The organism is Streptomyces sp. Alt3, from assembly GCF_030719215.1.
GTDB classification, from domain to species: domain Bacteria; phylum Actinomycetota; class Actinomycetes; order Streptomycetales; family Streptomycetaceae; genus Streptomyces; species Streptomyces glycanivorans.
This window is the reverse complement of record NZ_CP120983.1, coordinates 3,446,011-3,460,482: the sequence shown is the minus strand read 5'-3', so window position 1 is coordinate 3,460,482 and position 14,472 is coordinate 3,446,011. Positions and strand designations below refer to the sequence as shown.

At 70.7% G+C, this 14,472-nt stretch carries 10 protein-coding genes; 5 read left to right on the top strand and 5 right to left on the bottom strand.

Features of this window, described 5'->3' with window-relative positions:
• Positions 1–3 precede the first annotated feature (3 nt).
• The 3 genes from P8A20_RS14910 (at position 4) to recQ (ending at position 5,372) form a co-directional block, all read left to right on the top strand.
• Positions 4–1,575 carry an NADH-quinone oxidoreductase subunit M gene (locus P8A20_RS14910; RefSeq protein ID WP_306103642.1) on the top strand — a complete coding sequence of 524 codons (1,572 nt, stop codon included), beginning with the start codon at positions 4–6 and terminating at the stop codon, positions 1,573–1,575.
• Positions 1,572–3,236, top strand: coding sequence for an NADH-quinone oxidoreductase subunit NuoN (nuoN, locus tag P8A20_RS14905; RefSeq protein WP_306103641.1), 1,665 nt, complete (start codon positions 1,572–1,574; stop codon positions 3,234–3,236). The genes P8A20_RS14910 and nuoN overlap by 4 nt, the downstream gene beginning before the upstream one ends.
• A gap of 117 nt (positions 3,237–3,353) precedes the next feature.
• Positions 3,354–5,372 carry a DNA helicase RecQ gene (gene recQ, locus P8A20_RS14900; RefSeq protein WP_306103640.1) on the top strand — a complete coding sequence of 673 codons (2,019 nt, stop codon included), beginning with the start codon at positions 3,354–3,356 and terminating at the stop codon, positions 5,370–5,372.
• 26 nt (positions 5,373–5,398) lie between these two features.
• Here the strand turns inward: recQ and P8A20_RS14895 are convergent, their stop codons facing one another.
• The 5 genes from P8A20_RS14895 to P8A20_RS14875 all read right to left on the bottom strand — a co-directional run bounded on the left by P8A20_RS14895 (position 5,399) and on the right by P8A20_RS14875 (position 11,682).
• A complete protein-coding gene (locus P8A20_RS14895) occupies positions 5,399–6,004 on the bottom strand; it encodes a Uma2 family endonuclease (protein WP_147958990.1) in 606 nt (201 codons plus the stop codon).
• A 148-nt stretch (positions 6,005–6,152) separates the two neighbouring features.
• The gene (locus P8A20_RS14890) at positions 6,153–6,842 is read right to left on the bottom strand and encodes a GOLPH3/VPS74 family protein (RefSeq protein ID WP_306103639.1); all 690 of its coding nucleotides are present in this window, start codon (positions 6,840–6,842) and stop codon (positions 6,153–6,155) included.
• A complete protein-coding gene (fahA, locus tag P8A20_RS14885; RefSeq protein ID WP_147958991.1) occupies positions 6,839–8,068 on the bottom strand; it encodes a fumarylacetoacetase in 1,230 nt (409 codons plus the stop codon). Before fahA ends, P8A20_RS14890 begins: the two co-directional genes overlap by 4 nt.
• 110 nt (positions 8,069–8,178) lie before the next feature.
• Positions 8,179–10,173 carry a CocE/NonD family hydrolase gene (locus tag P8A20_RS14880; protein WP_147958992.1) on the bottom strand — a complete coding sequence of 665 codons (1,995 nt, stop codon included), beginning with the start codon at positions 10,171–10,173 and terminating at the stop codon, positions 8,179–8,181.
• A gap of 9 nt (positions 10,174–10,182) precedes the next feature.
• Positions 10,183–11,682 (bottom strand): peptide MFS transporter, encoded by a 1,500-nt coding sequence (locus P8A20_RS14875; RefSeq protein ID WP_306103638.1) that lies wholly within the window; start codon positions 11,680–11,682, stop codon positions 10,183–10,185.
• 156 nt (positions 11,683–11,838) lie between these two features.
• Here P8A20_RS14875 and P8A20_RS14870 point away from each other — a divergent pair, with 156 nt between their 5' ends.
• Together P8A20_RS14870 and P8A20_RS14865 are read left to right on the top strand one after the other, a co-directional pair.
• Positions 11,839–12,849 (top strand): polyprenyl synthetase family protein, encoded by a 1,011-nt coding sequence (locus tag P8A20_RS14870; RefSeq protein WP_147958994.1) that lies wholly within the window; start codon positions 11,839–11,841, stop codon positions 12,847–12,849.
• 257 nt (positions 12,850–13,106) lie between these two features.
• Positions 13,107–14,330 carry a LolA family protein gene (locus P8A20_RS14865; RefSeq protein ID WP_147958995.1) on the top strand — a complete coding sequence of 408 codons (1,224 nt, stop codon included), beginning with the start codon at positions 13,107–13,109 and terminating at the stop codon, positions 14,328–14,330.
• The last annotated feature ends 142 nt before the right edge of the window (positions 14,331–14,472 follow it).

Below are 14,472 nucleotides of genomic sequence, written 5' to 3'. Positions count from 1 at the left end.
CCCATGTCCTTTCCCCTCCTGACAGCGACGGCGGCGCTTCCGGCGATCGGCGCGATCGCCACCGCCGCCGTCCCGGCCGCGCGGCGCACGGCGGCCAAGTGGCTCGCCCTGGTCGTCTCGCTGGCGACGCTCACCCTGGCCGGCATCGTGTTCGCCCGCTTCGAACCGGGCGGCGACCGCTACCAGCTCACCGAATCGCACACCTGGATCAAGGACTTCGGCGTCCGGTACGAACTCGGCGTCGACGGCATCGGGGTGGCGCTCCTCGCGCTCACGGCGCTGCTGATCCCCTTCGTGATCCTGGCCGGCTGGCACGACGCCGATCCCCTGGAGACGAACAGCTCCCGGTGGCGGCCTACCCAGGGCTTCTTCGCCCTGATCCTGATGGTCGAAGCGATGGTGATCCTGTCCTTCGTCGCCACCGACGTCTTCCTCTTCTACATCCTCTTCGAAGCCATGCTCATCCCGATGTACTTCCTCATCGGAGGCTTCGGGGACCGGGCGCACTCGGGCAGCGACGAGAACGCGGCGGCGCAGCGCAGCTACGCCGCGGTGAAGTTCCTCCTCTACAACCTGGCCGGCGGGCTCATCATGCTGGCCGCCGTCATCGGTCTCTACGTCGTCGCGGGGAGCTTCTCGCTCTCGGAGATCGCCGAGGCGCGGGCCAACGGCTCGCTGGACATGGCGACCTCCACCGAGCGGTGGCTGTTCCTCGGGTTCTTCTTCGCCTTCGCGGTGAAGGCCCCGCTGTGGCCGCTGCACACCTGGCTGCCGAACGCGATGGGGGAGGCGACCACCCCGGTCGCCGTCCTGATCACCGCGGTCGTCGACAAGGTGGGCACCTTCGCGATGCTCCGCTTCTGCCTCCAGCTGTTCCCGGAGGCCAGCAAGTGGGCGACGCCGGTGATCCTCGTCCTGGCGCTGATCTCCATCGTCTACGGCGCCCTGCTCGCCGTCGGCCAGCGGGACATCAAGCGGCTCATCGCCTACGCGTCGATCTCGCACTTCGGCTTCATCGTGCTCGGGATCTTCGCGATGACCAGCCAGGGCCAGTCGGGCGCCACGCTCTACATGGTCAACCACGGCCTCTCGACGGCCGCGTTGATGCTGGTCGCCGGATTCCTGATCACGCGGCGGGGCTCGCGTCTCATCTCCGACTACGGCGGGGTGCAGAAGGTGGCCCCCGTCCTGGCGGGGACCTTCCTCATCGGCGGACTGGCGACCCTCTCGCTGCCCGGCCTCGCCCCCTTCGTCAGTGAATTCCTGGTCCTGGTCGGCGCGTTCAGCGCGTACCCGGTTGTCGGCATCATCGCCACCGTCGGCATCGTGCTCGCCGCGCTGTACGTCCTCGTCCTCTACCAGCGGACGATGACGGGACCGGTCAGGGAGGGCATCGGAGGCATGCCCGATCTCAAGGTCCGTGAGCTGGCGGTGGCCCTTCCGCTGATCGCCCTGCTGATCTTCCTGGGTGTCTTCCCGCAGCCGCTGACCGAGGTCGTCAACCCGGCGGTGCAGCACACCATGCACGACGTACAGAAGAAGGACCCCCAGCCCGAGGTGGAGGCCGCCAAGTGAGCGCAACAGCTGTCCACAGCCTGTGGACGAGGGCGGGCGAGGTGACGACGGCCGCACCGGGCGACAGGTTCACCGCACCGACCATCGAGTACGCCCAACTGGCACCCGTCCTGATCGTGGTCGGGGCCGCCGTCCTCGGCATCCTGGTGGAGGCGTTCGTCCCGCGACGGGCCCGCTACACCACCCAGGTGTTCCTGACGGTCGTCGCGATCGCTGCGGCGTTCGCCGCGGTGATCGGGCTCGCCGCCGACGGGTACGCCACGAAGAACGCGCACATCGCGGCGATGGGAGCCGTCGCCGTCGACGGTCCCGCACTGTTCCTCCAGGGCACCATCCTGCTGGTCTCGGTGGTCTCCGTCCTCACCTTCGCCGAGCGGCGCCTCGATCCGGCCTCGCACGGCAGCCGTGTCGACTCCTTCGCGGCCCAGGCAGGGTCGGTACCCGGCAGTGACGGGGAGAAGGCCGCGGCCAAGGCCGGATTCACCACGACCGAGGTCTTCCCGCTGGCCCTCTTCTCCGTGGCGGGCATGCTGGTCTTCCCGGCGGCGAACGACCTCCTGACGCTCTTCATCGCGCTCGAGGTCTTCTCCCTCCCGCTCTACCTCCTGTGTGCCGTCGCCCGCCGCAAGCGGCTGATGTCACAGGAGGCCGCCGTGAAGTACTTCCTGCTCGGGGCGTTCTCCTCGGCCTTCCTGCTCTTCGGGATCGCCCTGCTCTACGGATACGCGGGCACCGTCTCCTACGCGGGCATCGCGAACGTCGTCGACGGCAGTGTCCAGCAGATCGACCCGGCGCTCGCCTCCACCATGGGCAACGACGCGCTGCTGCTGATCGGCGGGGCGATGATCCTCATGGGCCTGCTCTTCAAGGTCGGTGCGGTCCCGTTCCACATGTGGACCCCGGACGTCTACCAGGGCGCCCCGACCCCGGTCACCGGCTTCATGGCCGCGGCCACCAAGGTCGCCGCCTTCGGCGCGCTGCTGCGCCTGCTCTACGTGGTGCTGCCCGGGCTCACCTGGGACCTGCGCCCCGTCATGTGGGGTGTCGCGATCGTCACGATGCTGGGCGGCGCGATCGTCGCGATCACGCAGACCGACATCAAGCGGCTCCTGGCCTACTCCTCGATCGCCCACGCGGGCTTCATCCTCGCCGGCGTCATCGCGTCCAGCCCCGAGGGCATCTCGTCCGTCCTCTTCTATCTGGGCGTGTACTCCTTCGTGACCGTCGGCGCCTTCGCCGTCGTCACCCTGGTGCGGGACGCGGGCGGCGAGGCGACCCACCTGTCGAAGTGGGCCGGCCTCGGCCGGCGCTCGCCGCTGACCGCGGCGGTCTTCGCGGTGTTCCTGCTGTCCTTCGCCGGTATCCCGCTCACAGCGGGCTTCTCCGGCAAGTTCGCCGTCTTCAAGGCGGCGGCGGACGGCGGCGCGAGCGGGCTCGTCGTGGTCGGTGTGATCTCGTCGGCCATCGCCGCGTTCTTCTACATCCGGGTCATCGTCCTGATGTTCTTCAGCGAGCCGAAGGCGGACGGCCCCACGGTCGCCGTCCCTTCCCCGCTGACGATGACCACGATCGCGGTCGGGGTCGCCGTGACCCTGGTGCTCGGCCTGGCCCCGCAGTACTTCCTGGACCTGGCGAGCCAGGCCGGAGTGTTCGTGCGGTAACGACGAAAACGCGCTGCGACGCCGGACGGGCCTTGGAAAGTCAAGCCCGTCCGGCGTTGTCGTACGTGGCGCCTATGGTTGCTGTGGACGGGTGAAGACGGACGGACGGGCGCGACCATGAGTGTGACGACCGAGAGCGCTGCGCAGCAGACGCTGCACAGGGTCTTCGGGTACGAGACGTTCCGCGGCGAGCAGGGCGCGGTGATCGACCATGTCGTCGAGGGCGGCGACGCGGTCGTGCTCATGCCCACCGGTGGCGGCAAGTCCCTCTGCTACCAGATCCCCGCCCTGGTCAGGCCGGGCACCGGCATCGTGATCTCCCCGCTCATCGCCCTCATGCAGGACCAGGTGGACGCCCTGCGCGCCCTCGGCGTCCGCGCGGGCTTCATGAACTCCACGCAGGACTTCGACGAGCGCCGCTCGATGGAGGCCCAGTTCGTCGCCGGTGAGCTCGACGTGCTGTACCTCGCCCCCGAGCGGCTGCGTCTGGACTCGACGCTCTCCCTGCTCGCCCGCGGTGAGATCTCCGTCTTCGCCGTCGACGAAGCGCACTGCGTCGCCCAGTGGGGCCACGACTTCCGCCCCGACTACCTGGCGCTCTCGGTGCTCGGCGAGCGCTGGCCCGGCGTGCCCCGCATCGCGCTCACGGCCACGGCGACCGAGGCCACGCACAAGGAGATCACCCAGCGGCTCGGCATGCCCGAGGCCAGGCACTTCGTGGCCAGCTTCGACCGGCCGAACATCCAGTACCGCATCGTGGGGAAGTCCGACCCGAAGAAGCAGCTGCTCACCTTCCTCAAGGAGGAGCACGCGGGGGACGCGGGCATCGTCTACTGCCTCTCACGCAACTCCACCGAGAAGACCGCCGAATACCTCTCCCGCAACGGCGTGGAGGCCGTGCCGTACCACGCGGGCCTGGACGCCGGGACCCGCGCCGCCCACCAGTCGCGCTTCCTGCGGGAGGAGGGCCTGGTCGTCGTCGCGACCATCGCCTTCGGCATGGGTATCGACAAGCCCGACGTCCGCTTCGTCGCCCACCTGGACCTGCCCAAGTCCGTCGAGGGGTACTACCAGGAGACCGGCCGCGCGGGGCGTGACGGGGCGCCGTCGACGGCCTGGATGGCGTACGGACTCCAGGACGTCGTGCAGCAGCGCAAGCTGATCCAGGGCGGCGAGGGCGACGAGGCGTTCCGGCGTCGCGCGGCCTCGCACCTCGACTCGATGCTGGCGCTCTGCGAGACCGTGCAGTGCCGCCGCGCCCAGCTCCTGACGTACTTCGGCCAGGAGCCCGGCGAGCAGGCCTGCGGCAACTGCGACACCTGCCTCGCCCCGCCCGAGACCTGGGACGGCACGGTGGTCGCCCAGAAGCTGCTGTCCACCGTGGTCCGGCTGAAGCGCGAGCGCAACCAGAAGTTCGGGGCCGGCCAGATCATCGACATCCTGCTGGGCCGAAAGACCGCGAAGACCATCCAGTTCGACCACGACCAGCTCTCGGTCTTCGGCATCGGCGAGGAGCTGGCCGAGGCGGAGTGGCGGGGCGTCGTGCGCCAGCTGCTGGCCCAGGGCCTGCTGGCCGTCGAGGGCGAGTACGGCACGCTGGTGCTGACGGAGTCGAGCGGCACCGTGCTCGGCAGGGAGCGCGAGGTGATGCTCCGCAAGGAGCCGAAGCGGCCCACGACCCGGTTGTCCTCGGGTGGCGAGCGCAAGAGCAAGTCCGCCGCGGTGGCGGATCTGCCGGCCGAGGCCGTACCGGTCTTCGAGGCACTGCGCGCCTGGCGCGGCGCCCAGGCCAAGGAGCTGGGCCTCCCGGCGTATGTGATCTTCCATGACGCGACGCTGCGGGAGATCGCCGCGCTGCGGCCCGGTTCCCTCGCGGAGCTGGGAGGCGTCAGCGGGCTCGGCGAGAAGAAGCTGGCGACGTACGGCGAGGGGGTGCTGGAGGTGCTGGCCGGGCTGGGGGACACGGGCCCGTCGGCCGTCGCGCCGGGGACTTCCGCGCCGGAGGCTTCGCAGAGCCCCGCACCGGCCCCCGCGGCCCGGGCGTCCGAGCCGGCGCCGGTGACCCGGTCCGCCGCCCGGGTCCCGGACCCGGACCCGGAGTTCGGCTGGGACGAGGAGCCCCCGGAGTTCGACTGATCCTCGGGTCGGCCGCGCTTCCGTCCCTACCCGTCGGTCGCCCGGCGTCGGGAGACGATCGCGGCCAGGTCGAGATCGACGGGAAAGGGCGTGGACACCTTCATCCGGTCGTGGAAGATCCCGGTCGAGGTGTAGGCGCCGGTGGCGGGTTCCAGCTCGAAGACGTACACGACCGCCCTGCCGTCCTTGTTCTCCACCCGCCAGTAGTGCGGGATCCTCGCCCGCGCGTACTTCACGGGCTTGGTCTCCCGGTCCCGGGTGACGGACTCGTCCGACACGACCTCGACGGCGAGCAGCACACTGCTCGCGGGGAACCGTGTCTGCCGCAGACTCTCGACCGCGTCCGCGCGTACGACGACGACATCGGGTTCGGGCCGGTTCTGGAAGTCGATGTCGATGGTGAACTCCCGGACGGCCTCCAGTTCGGGCGGTGCCAGTGACTGCAATTGCCAGTTGAAGAAGTCGACCGCCCGAGTATGGAACAACGTCTGCGGACCCACGAAAACCAGACTCCCGTCGATCAGCTCCGTGTGCGGAGGCAGATTCGGGAGTGTGTCCAGGTCATCGGCGGTCCAGCCGCCCACGGGCGGGACCGCCCACCGCGGCTCGGGGGCCTCGGGTTCGATGCTCATCAGTGCTCCCATGGGAGGCAGTCTCGCGGGACTCCTCAGCGTATCCGCAGGGAACGCGATGAGGTCCCCCCGAACGTGTGACCGCCTCACACGTCGCTGACCAGCGCGCCTCGCCGTCGGAGCGGGCCGCGTCGGACGACCCGCGGAGTCAGTCCCCGTCCCCGCTTCCCCCGCCGTCCCCGCCCCCGCTTCCCCCGCCGCCCGCCCGGGCGGCCCTGTCCTGGCGCACATTGCGGTGCACGGCCTGCGCCGGCCACTCCTCGCGCACCAGGGCCCGGGCCGCGGCACGCGTGCGGCGGTCGCCGCCCCGCACGACGGCCGGCAGCTCCACCGCCGCCGCCAGGGCCGCGAGCAGCCGGCCCCTGCGGTCGGGGTGACCTGCCGCGCGGGACTCGTCGAAGCCCTGCCACACCTGCTCCGCCGGGGAGGCGGGGCCCGCCGGGTGGCGGTGGTAGGGGAGCAGGCCGAGGAAGCGGCGGGTCTCCCTGCGCAGGACACCACGCTCCACCAGGGCGTCCAGATACAGTCCCCCGGCCCGTCGCCCCGCCTGCCGCACCCAGCGCCGGGCCGACGTCCTGGAGGAGAGGAACCCGCCCTTGCCGGGAGGCGGGAGGCTGCGCAGGAACACCGCGAGCAGCGCGTCAGGCGGATCCAGCGGGTTCACGACCACGACCCGCCCGTGTTCCTCGGCTATCCGCCCCTGGAGCTCCAGTTCTGCCAGGGCGGCCCCCGCGATGCCGTACTCCAGGAACCGGACCCGGCAGTGCGGCTTTCCGCGTGCGGGGTCCAGGGCGAGCACCAGCAGTTCCTCGGGGAGCGTCAGGGTGGCGTCGGTCACGACCTGCCCGTGATCCGGCCGGTGACCTCACCGAGTCCGACCCGGGTGCCGTGCGGACCGGGTGCCCAGGCGGTCAGGGTGACGGTGTCCCCGTCCTCCAGGAACGTCCGCCTGCCCCCGGGCAGGTCCAGCGGGTCGCGGCCGTTCCAGGTGAGTTCGAGCAGGGAGCCGCGCTGCCCCGGCTCCGCACCGCTGACGGTGCCCGAGCCGTACAGGTCGCCCGTGCGCAGCGAGGCGCCGTTGACCGTCATCTGCGCCAGCTGCTGGGCCGCGGTCCAGTACATCGAGGAGAACGGAGGCTCGGAGACGGTCTGTCCGTTGATCTCCACCGAGATCCGGATGTCGAAGCCGCCCGGCTCCTCGTCGTCCGCGTCCTCCAGATACGGGAGCAGGTCCTCGTCACGTGCGGGCGGCGCCGTGCGGGCCGCGTCCAGGGCCTCCAGCGGAGTCACCCACGCCGACACGGAGGTGGCGAAGGACTTGCCGAGGAACGGGCCCAGCGGCACGTATTCCCAGGCCTGGATGTCCCGCGCCGACCAGTCGTTGAGCAGGGAGAGCCCGAAGACGTGCTCACGGAAGTCACCGAGGGCCACGGGGGACCCCTGCTCCGAGGGAACACCCACGACGAAGCCGACCTCGGCCTCGATGTCCAGCTTCACCGAGGGGCCGAAGACCGGGGCGGGGTCCGACGGCGCCTTGCGCTGCCCGGAGGGGCGTGCCACGTCCGTGCCGGAGACCACGACCGTGCCGGCCCGGCCGTGGTAACCGATCGGCAGGTGCTTCCAGTTGGGGGTGAGCGCCGCCCCGTCGGGGCGGAAGATCCTCCCCACGTTGGTGGCGTGGTGCTCGCTGGCGTAGAAGTCGACGTAGTCCGCGACCTCGTACGGCAGGTGCAGGGTCACCGACTCCAGCGGGTGCAGCAGCGGCTCCAGCTCCGGGCGGTGGGACGGGACCGTGACCCACGCCGTCAGTGCCCGCCGCACGTCCCGCCACGCGGTGCGCCCCGCCGCCAGCAGCGGCATCAGGCTCGGCTGCGCCAGCAGTCTGGCGTACGGCGAACCGAGCGCCTGCGCCGCGGCCCCGGCGTCCAGTACATGTCCGCCGACGCGGACCCCGACCCTTCGGCCCTCGGTGTGTCCGGGGATGGAGAACACGCCGTACGGAAGGTTGTGCGGACCGAAGGGATCGCCCTCGGCCAGGTCGAGCGGGCTGCCTTGCTCGGGCATCTGTCGCTGCCCCTTTCCAGTCGCTTGAGGGACACGGTACGTCGGAGTCGCCGGTCGGCGTCAGTACCTCAAGTAGGCGTAATGCCCGGAAAGTTATGGGATAACCCTGGTCAGCCGGCCGTCCGCGGGATCCGCTTCTCCCAGGTCCGGTGGAAGACGATCTCGTCGCCGTCCCTGCACACGACCTCGTTGGAGGTGATGAAGTCGTCCGCGTCCGCACTCAGCTCCGAGCGGGTCTCGACCCGTACGTCCCAGGACATCTCCGGCCGGTGCAGTCTGATCGTCCAGTCCGAACGGGCCCGGGCCGACAGCGGGTCGTCCTGCTGGATCGTGTACGTCTCCAGGGCGTCCTCGGTGAACTCCAGGCCGTCGGGGTAGACACGCGTGCCGCCGTACCGCGGGTCGACCTCCAGGCGCCACTCGCCCTTGGCGACGTCGCGGACCACCAGGCGCTCGGGGCGCTGCTCGTCGAGTGTGACCGGGAAGGCGACGCCGAGCGGCTCCGCCTGCTCCGGTTCGCCGAAGGTGATCGCCGGGTCCTCGGTGTGCCTGCGCACCGGGAGCTCGACGAGGCTGCCCTCCGCCTCCAGCGTGAAGCCCGCCGAACCGGCCTGGGGCCAGATCCACGGCCAGTACGAGGAGGAGACGGCGACCCTGATCCGGTGGCCGGGCGGGAAGGTGTGCCCGATGCCGTTCAGCTCGAAGTTCACGTACTCGGCCTCCCCGGCGGGCCAGTCCTCCGCGCGGTCGCGCCCGTGACGGGTGGCCAGATTGAGGGCGCCGCGTGTCACCAGGGTGGAGGACCCGTCCGGGGCCACGTCGCAGAGCCGGGCGATCACCTGGCCGCGCGGTACGTCCATCCGGAGCAGGAGCGTCACCCGGGGGCGGCCGAGGATCTCGATCGGGGCGTCCTCGACGGGGAACTCGAAGCACACCGACTTGGCGTCCTCGTCCCGCTGGTCGGGAGGCAGGTCGGCGTCGTTGCCGAACGGGAAGAAGCGGCCCGCGTCGAGCCCGGTCTGCTGCGGCGAACGGACGATCTGCGCCCCGCCCCCCAGGGCGTAGATGACCGCGGCGACGTTCTCCGACGGCCAGGCCGCGTCACCGACCCAGCGGCCGGGCAGCGTCTCGTAGACCGTGGCCGGGGGATGGGAGCCGCTGATCCAGGACCGCAGCAGGGGCTCGTTCATCACCCCGGTGTCCTCGTCCTTCAGGTGCTGGTCCCACCAGCGCAGCGTCTCCTGGAGGAAGCCGATCGCCGGCCCCGGCGGAAGCCCGCGGTCCGGGTACTGGTGCGACCAGGGGCCGATCAGTCCGCGTACCTGCCCGGGGTCCAGGTGCTCGACGAGCCTCAGGACGGTGTCGCGGTACGGGTCGTGCCAGCCGCCCACCGCCAGGACCTTCGCTTGGATCGCGCCGTAGTCCTCGCAGACGCTGCCGTGCTTCCAGTAGTCGTCGCGGGTCTGGTGGGCCAGCCACGTGTGGATGAACGGCTCGACCTTCTCCAGCCGCCGCAGCCACATGTCCCGCCAGTCCTCGCCGACGTCCGCCGGGTCCGGGGGCCGCGAGACGAAGGCCAGCATGGTCGAGGCCCACGCGTGCATGTCCACGCCCAGGACGGAGCCGCCCATGTAGTGGACGTCGTTGTCGTAGCGGTCGTCGGCCGAACAGACGGTCACGATCGCCTTCAGGGGCTCCGGCGCGAGCGCGGCGATCTGGAGCGAGTTGAAGCCACCCCAGGAGATGCCGAACATGCCCACCCGGCCCGAGCACCACTCCTGCTGGGCCAGCCAGTGCACGACGGCGACCCCGTCGGCGAGCTCCGTCGCGTCGTACTCGTCGCCCGGCATGCCCTCGCTGTTGCCGTGCCCGCGTACGTCGACACGCACGGAGGCGTAGCCGTGGCCCGCGTACCAGGGGTGGCGCTGCCAGTCACGCGGCGCCGTCCAGTCGCTGAGCCGGTAGGGCAGGTACTCCAGCAGCGCGGGCACCGGTTCGTCGGTGACCGGCCGCCAGATCCGGGCGTACAGCTGGGTGCCCCCGGCCAGCGGGATGTAGAGGTCCTCGTGCGTGGTCTCGTACGGGAAATCGGTGCGGATGTGCATGGCGGTACCTCAGTGGACGGGGTGCATGGTGCGCTTCAGCCAGGGAGCGGCGGCGATGACGGCCACACCGGCCGCCACCGCGATGGCGCCATTGACACCGAAGTAGGCGGGGTTGGAGACCTCGCCGTAGAGCTTCACGACCTGTGCCTGGATGCCGTTGGCGAGGGCCAGGGACAGGAACCACAGCGCCATCGTCTGGCTGGCGAAGGCCTTGGGGGCGAGCTTCGTGGTGGCGGACATGCCGGAGGTCTCCAGCAGGATGTCGCCGAGGCCGAGCAGCAGGTAGGAGCCCACGATCCACCAGACGGCCATCTTGTAGGTCTCGTCGGCGTGACCCGAGGTGGGCAGGACCATCAGGAGGAAGGACAGGCCGCCGAGGACGACCCCGATCGCGATCTTGTTCGACGCGTGCGGCTGGCGCGGGCCCATCCTGGCCCAGACGGCGGCGACCACGGGCGCCAGCGCGACCTCGAAGGCGCCCAGTGCGGAGGCGTACCAGCTCGCCGGGAAGTGGAAGCCGAAGATCTCCGCACGGGCGTTCGTCGAGGCGAGCAGGATCATGGTCGAGTAGGCCTGGAACAGGATGAAGTTGAAGACGACGGACGCCAGGAACAGCACGACGTACGGCCGGAGCCTGCCGCGCTCCTCCGGGGTGACCCGGGGGCTCCTGAACATCACGACGAAGTAGACGACGGGCGCGATCACCGAGACGAGGGTGAGGACGTCGACGAAGCGGTCCATCGTGAGCCAGCCGGCCAGCGCCAGGGCCGTCGCCACCAGGGCCACCACCACGATTCCGGCCATGATCGTCAGCACGGCCCGGCGCATCGGACCGGGTGCCAGGGCGTACTCCGCCGCGTGCTTTCGCCCGGCCAGGTGACGCCGGCCGACGACGTACTGGATCAGGCCGAGTGTCATGCCGAACGCGGCGGCCGAGAACCCCCAGTGCCAGCTCGCGTGCTCACCGAGCCAGCCGGTGACCAGCGGGCCCACGAAGGCACCGATGTTGATGCCCATGTAGTAGAGCGCGAACCCCGCGTCGCGGCGGTTGTCCTCGGTGCCGTAGAGCTTGCCGACCATCGAGGCCACATTGGGCTTGAGCAGCCCCGTGCCCGCGCTGATCAGGCCGAGGCCCACCCAGGTCATCGTGGCCGTCGGCACGGCCATGGCGTAGTGGCCGCAGGCGATGAGGATGCCGCCGTACAGCACGGCACGGTACGAACCGAGGATCCGGTCGGCCAGCCAGCCGCCCGCGACGGACACGAGATAGACGAGGGTGCCGTAGGCGGCGGACACGGACGCCGCGGTGCCCGGGTCCATGCCCAGACCGCCGTCGGAGACCTTGTCGGCGAAGAAGAGGACCAGGATGGCCTGCATCCCGAGGAACGAGAAGCGCTCCCAGACCTCCAGTCCGGACAGGGTCATCAGGCCCCGTGGCTGGCCGAAGAACGCGTGATCGTCCTCGGGCGGTGGCTGGGCCGGATCGGTACCGGTCGCGGTGTGGGACAAAACGACAACTCCTGATCGTATGAGCTGATGTCGAACATACCGGCGGTGGCGGGAAGGCGCCCACGGTGATCCAAAGGGGACCGGATACGCTGACTTGAGTGAGGACAGCGACACATCGACATTCCGTGTGATCGTCAGCAGACAGGAGATCCCCTCGTGACCGTCGTCGGGCCGTTCGGACTGAGCGTGCGGGACCAGGCTCTTGAGGCCGATGTCCAGGCCGGTTTGGCCGCTGTCGAGGCGGGGCTGCTGGATGCCACCAAAAGTGAGGTCCCGTTCATCACGGAGGCCGCGCAGCACCTCGTCAGCGCGGGGGGCAAGCGTTTCCGGCCCCTGCTCGTGATGCTCGCGGCCCAGTTCGGTGACCCCGACGCACCCGGCGTCGTCCCCTCCGCCGTGGTCGTCGAGCTGACGCACCTGGCGACGCTGTACCACGACGACGTGATGGACGAGGCGGACGTACGCCGCGGGGTGGACAGCGCCAACACCCGCTGGGGCAACTCCGTCGCCGTCCTGACGGGCGACTTCCTCTTCGCCCGGGCCTCGCACATCCTGGCCGACCTCGGCCCGGAGGCCGTACGCATCCAGGCGGAGGCGTTCGAGCGCCTGGTCACCGGTCAGATCCTGGAGACCGCGGGCCCGCGCGACGGACGCGACCCCGTCGACCACTACATGGACGTGCTGGGCGGCAAGACCGGCTCGCTGGTCGCCGTGTCCGGCCGGTTCGGCGCCCTGATGGCGGGTGCCGACGAGTCGGTCGTCGACATCCTCACCCAGTACGGCGAACGCCTCGGCATCGCCTTCCAGCTCGCCGACGACGTCCTGGACATCGCCAGCGACTCCCACGAGTCGGGCAAGACACCCGGCACCGACCTGCGCGAGGGCATCCCCACGCTCCCGGTCCTCCACCTGCGCGCGCGTGCCGCGGCCGGCGGCAGCCCGGAGGACAAGGAGCTCGTGGAACTGCTCGACGGCGACCTCGCCGACGACGCCCGGCTCGCGGAGGCGCTGCGCCGGCTCCGCGCCCACCCCGCGCTCGAACAGGCGCGGCGCGACACCGTCCGCTACGCCCAGGAGGCGCGGGCGACGCTGGCGCCGCTGCCCGAGTGCTATGCCAAGGCCGCACTCGAAGAGCTGTGCGACGCCGTGGTGCACCGGGCAGGCTGACGCCTGGAGGCCCCGGCGGATCACGGGGCCCGGTCGGCCCACAGCCGTCCACCGAACCCTTAGGGGCTCGGCGGGCCCCCGGCCCCCGGGGTCATCCCGGAGAGGTACGCCCAGTTGCTCCCGAGGACTGACGCTTGTCCTCGCTCGATTTGGTCAGATGGATATCAACCACTCCTGACCACATCGGGTGAGAATGGCGGCGGGGAGTGGACGAGTGCAACGGGATGGCAGCCGCCGACCACGGAGGTAGAGCACACATGGCACCGAACGACAGCGCAGAGACCAACGAGGCCACGGGCACTGTCGTGGGCCGTCGTAAGGCGGCGCGCTACATCGTCCCGTTCGCGGTGGCGGGGGTGGCGGCGGCGACGATCGGACTCGTCCCGGCGCTCGCGAACTCCGGCGACCCGGACCTCCCGGACATCACCGCGCAGGAACTCATCGAGAAGATCGCCGCGTCGGACGAGCAGCAGCTCTCCGGCACGGTGAAGGTCACCACCGACCTCGGTATCCCGTCGCTCGGGGGCCTCGCGGGCTCCTTCGCGCCGGACGCGGGTTCGGCCGGGTCGAGCGCGGACCCCGAGAGCAAGCTGATGGAACTCGCCTCCGGGACGCACACGCTCCGGGTCGCGGTCGACGGCCCCGACAAGCAGCGTCTCTCGATCCTCGGCGAGAGCTCGGAGTACAGCCTCGTCCACAACGGGGACGACGTCTGGGGGTACGACAGCGGGAGCAACGAGGTCTACCACGCGGAGTCCGACGGGAACGAGCGCGCGGGCGGCAAGGCCGACAAGGCGCCGGAGGGAGTGCCCGGCACCCCGAAGGAGCTCGCCGAGAAGGCCCTCGCCGCCGCGGACGACACCACGTCCGTCACGGTCGACGGCACGGCGCAGGTGGCGGGGCGCGACGCCTACAGGCTCGTGATCAAGCCGAAGCAGTCCGGTTCCACGATCGGCTCCGTCACGGTTGCGGTCGACGCCTCGACCGGCGTACCGCTCAAGTTCACGCTGGCCCCGAGCGGCGGGGGCAAGGCCGCGGTCGACGCGGGCTTCACCCAGGTCGACTTCGCGAAGCCCGACGCCTCCTCCTTCTCCTTCACCCCGCCCAAGGGTGCCGAGGTCACCGAGGCCGACGAGATCGAGGCCGAGGCGGAGAAGAACGGCACGGCGGACAAGGCGCAGAAGGACCTGAGCGCGCTGGAGGACTTCCAGGGGCTGAACGTCATCGGCAAGGGCTGGAGCGCCGTCGCCGAGATCGACCTGCCGGGCGGGGCCGGCCTGCCCGCCCAGGGCTCCGGCGACGTACCGGCGCAGGCGCAGCAGTTCCTGGACGCCCTCGGCGACAAGGTCACCGGCGACTTCGGCTCGGGCACGGTCTTCAGGACGCGGCTGGTCAACGCGCTGCTGACGGACGACGGCAAGGTCTACGTCGGGGCGGTCACCAAGGACGCGCTGGTGAAGGCGGCCGACACGGCCGAGTAGGACGCGCTGGTGTACGCGGCCGACACGGCCGAGCAGGACGCACCGGTGAAGGCGGCCGACACCGCCGAGCAGGACGCAGCTCACGCCCCGCCCCGTCGTACGCTCCGTACGGCGGGGCGGTTCGTGCGGCAGGCAGCCTCGT

Coding starts and splice junctions, on each gene's coding strand:
- P8A20_RS14880 (WP_147958992.1), bottom strand. CDS start 10,173: ATGCACATCCGCACCGATTTCCCGTACGAGACCACGCACGAGGACCTC.
- P8A20_RS14910 (WP_306103642.1), top strand. CDS start 4: ATGTCCTTTCCCCTCCTGACAGCGACGGCGGCGCTTCCGGCGATCGGC.
- P8A20_RS14865 (WP_147958995.1), top strand. CDS start 13,107: ATGGCACCGAACGACAGCGCAGAGACCAACGAGGCCACGGGCACTGTC.
- P8A20_RS14895 (WP_147958990.1), bottom strand. CDS start 6,004: ATGAGCATCGAACCCGAGGCCCCCGAGCCGCGGTGGGCGGTCCCGCCC.
- fahA (WP_147958991.1), bottom strand. CDS start 8,068: ATGCCCGAGCAAGGCAGCCCGCTCGACCTGGCCGAGGGCGATCCCTTC.
- recQ (WP_306103640.1), top strand. CDS start 3,354: ATGAGTGTGACGACCGAGAGCGCTGCGCAGCAGACGCTGCACAGGGTC.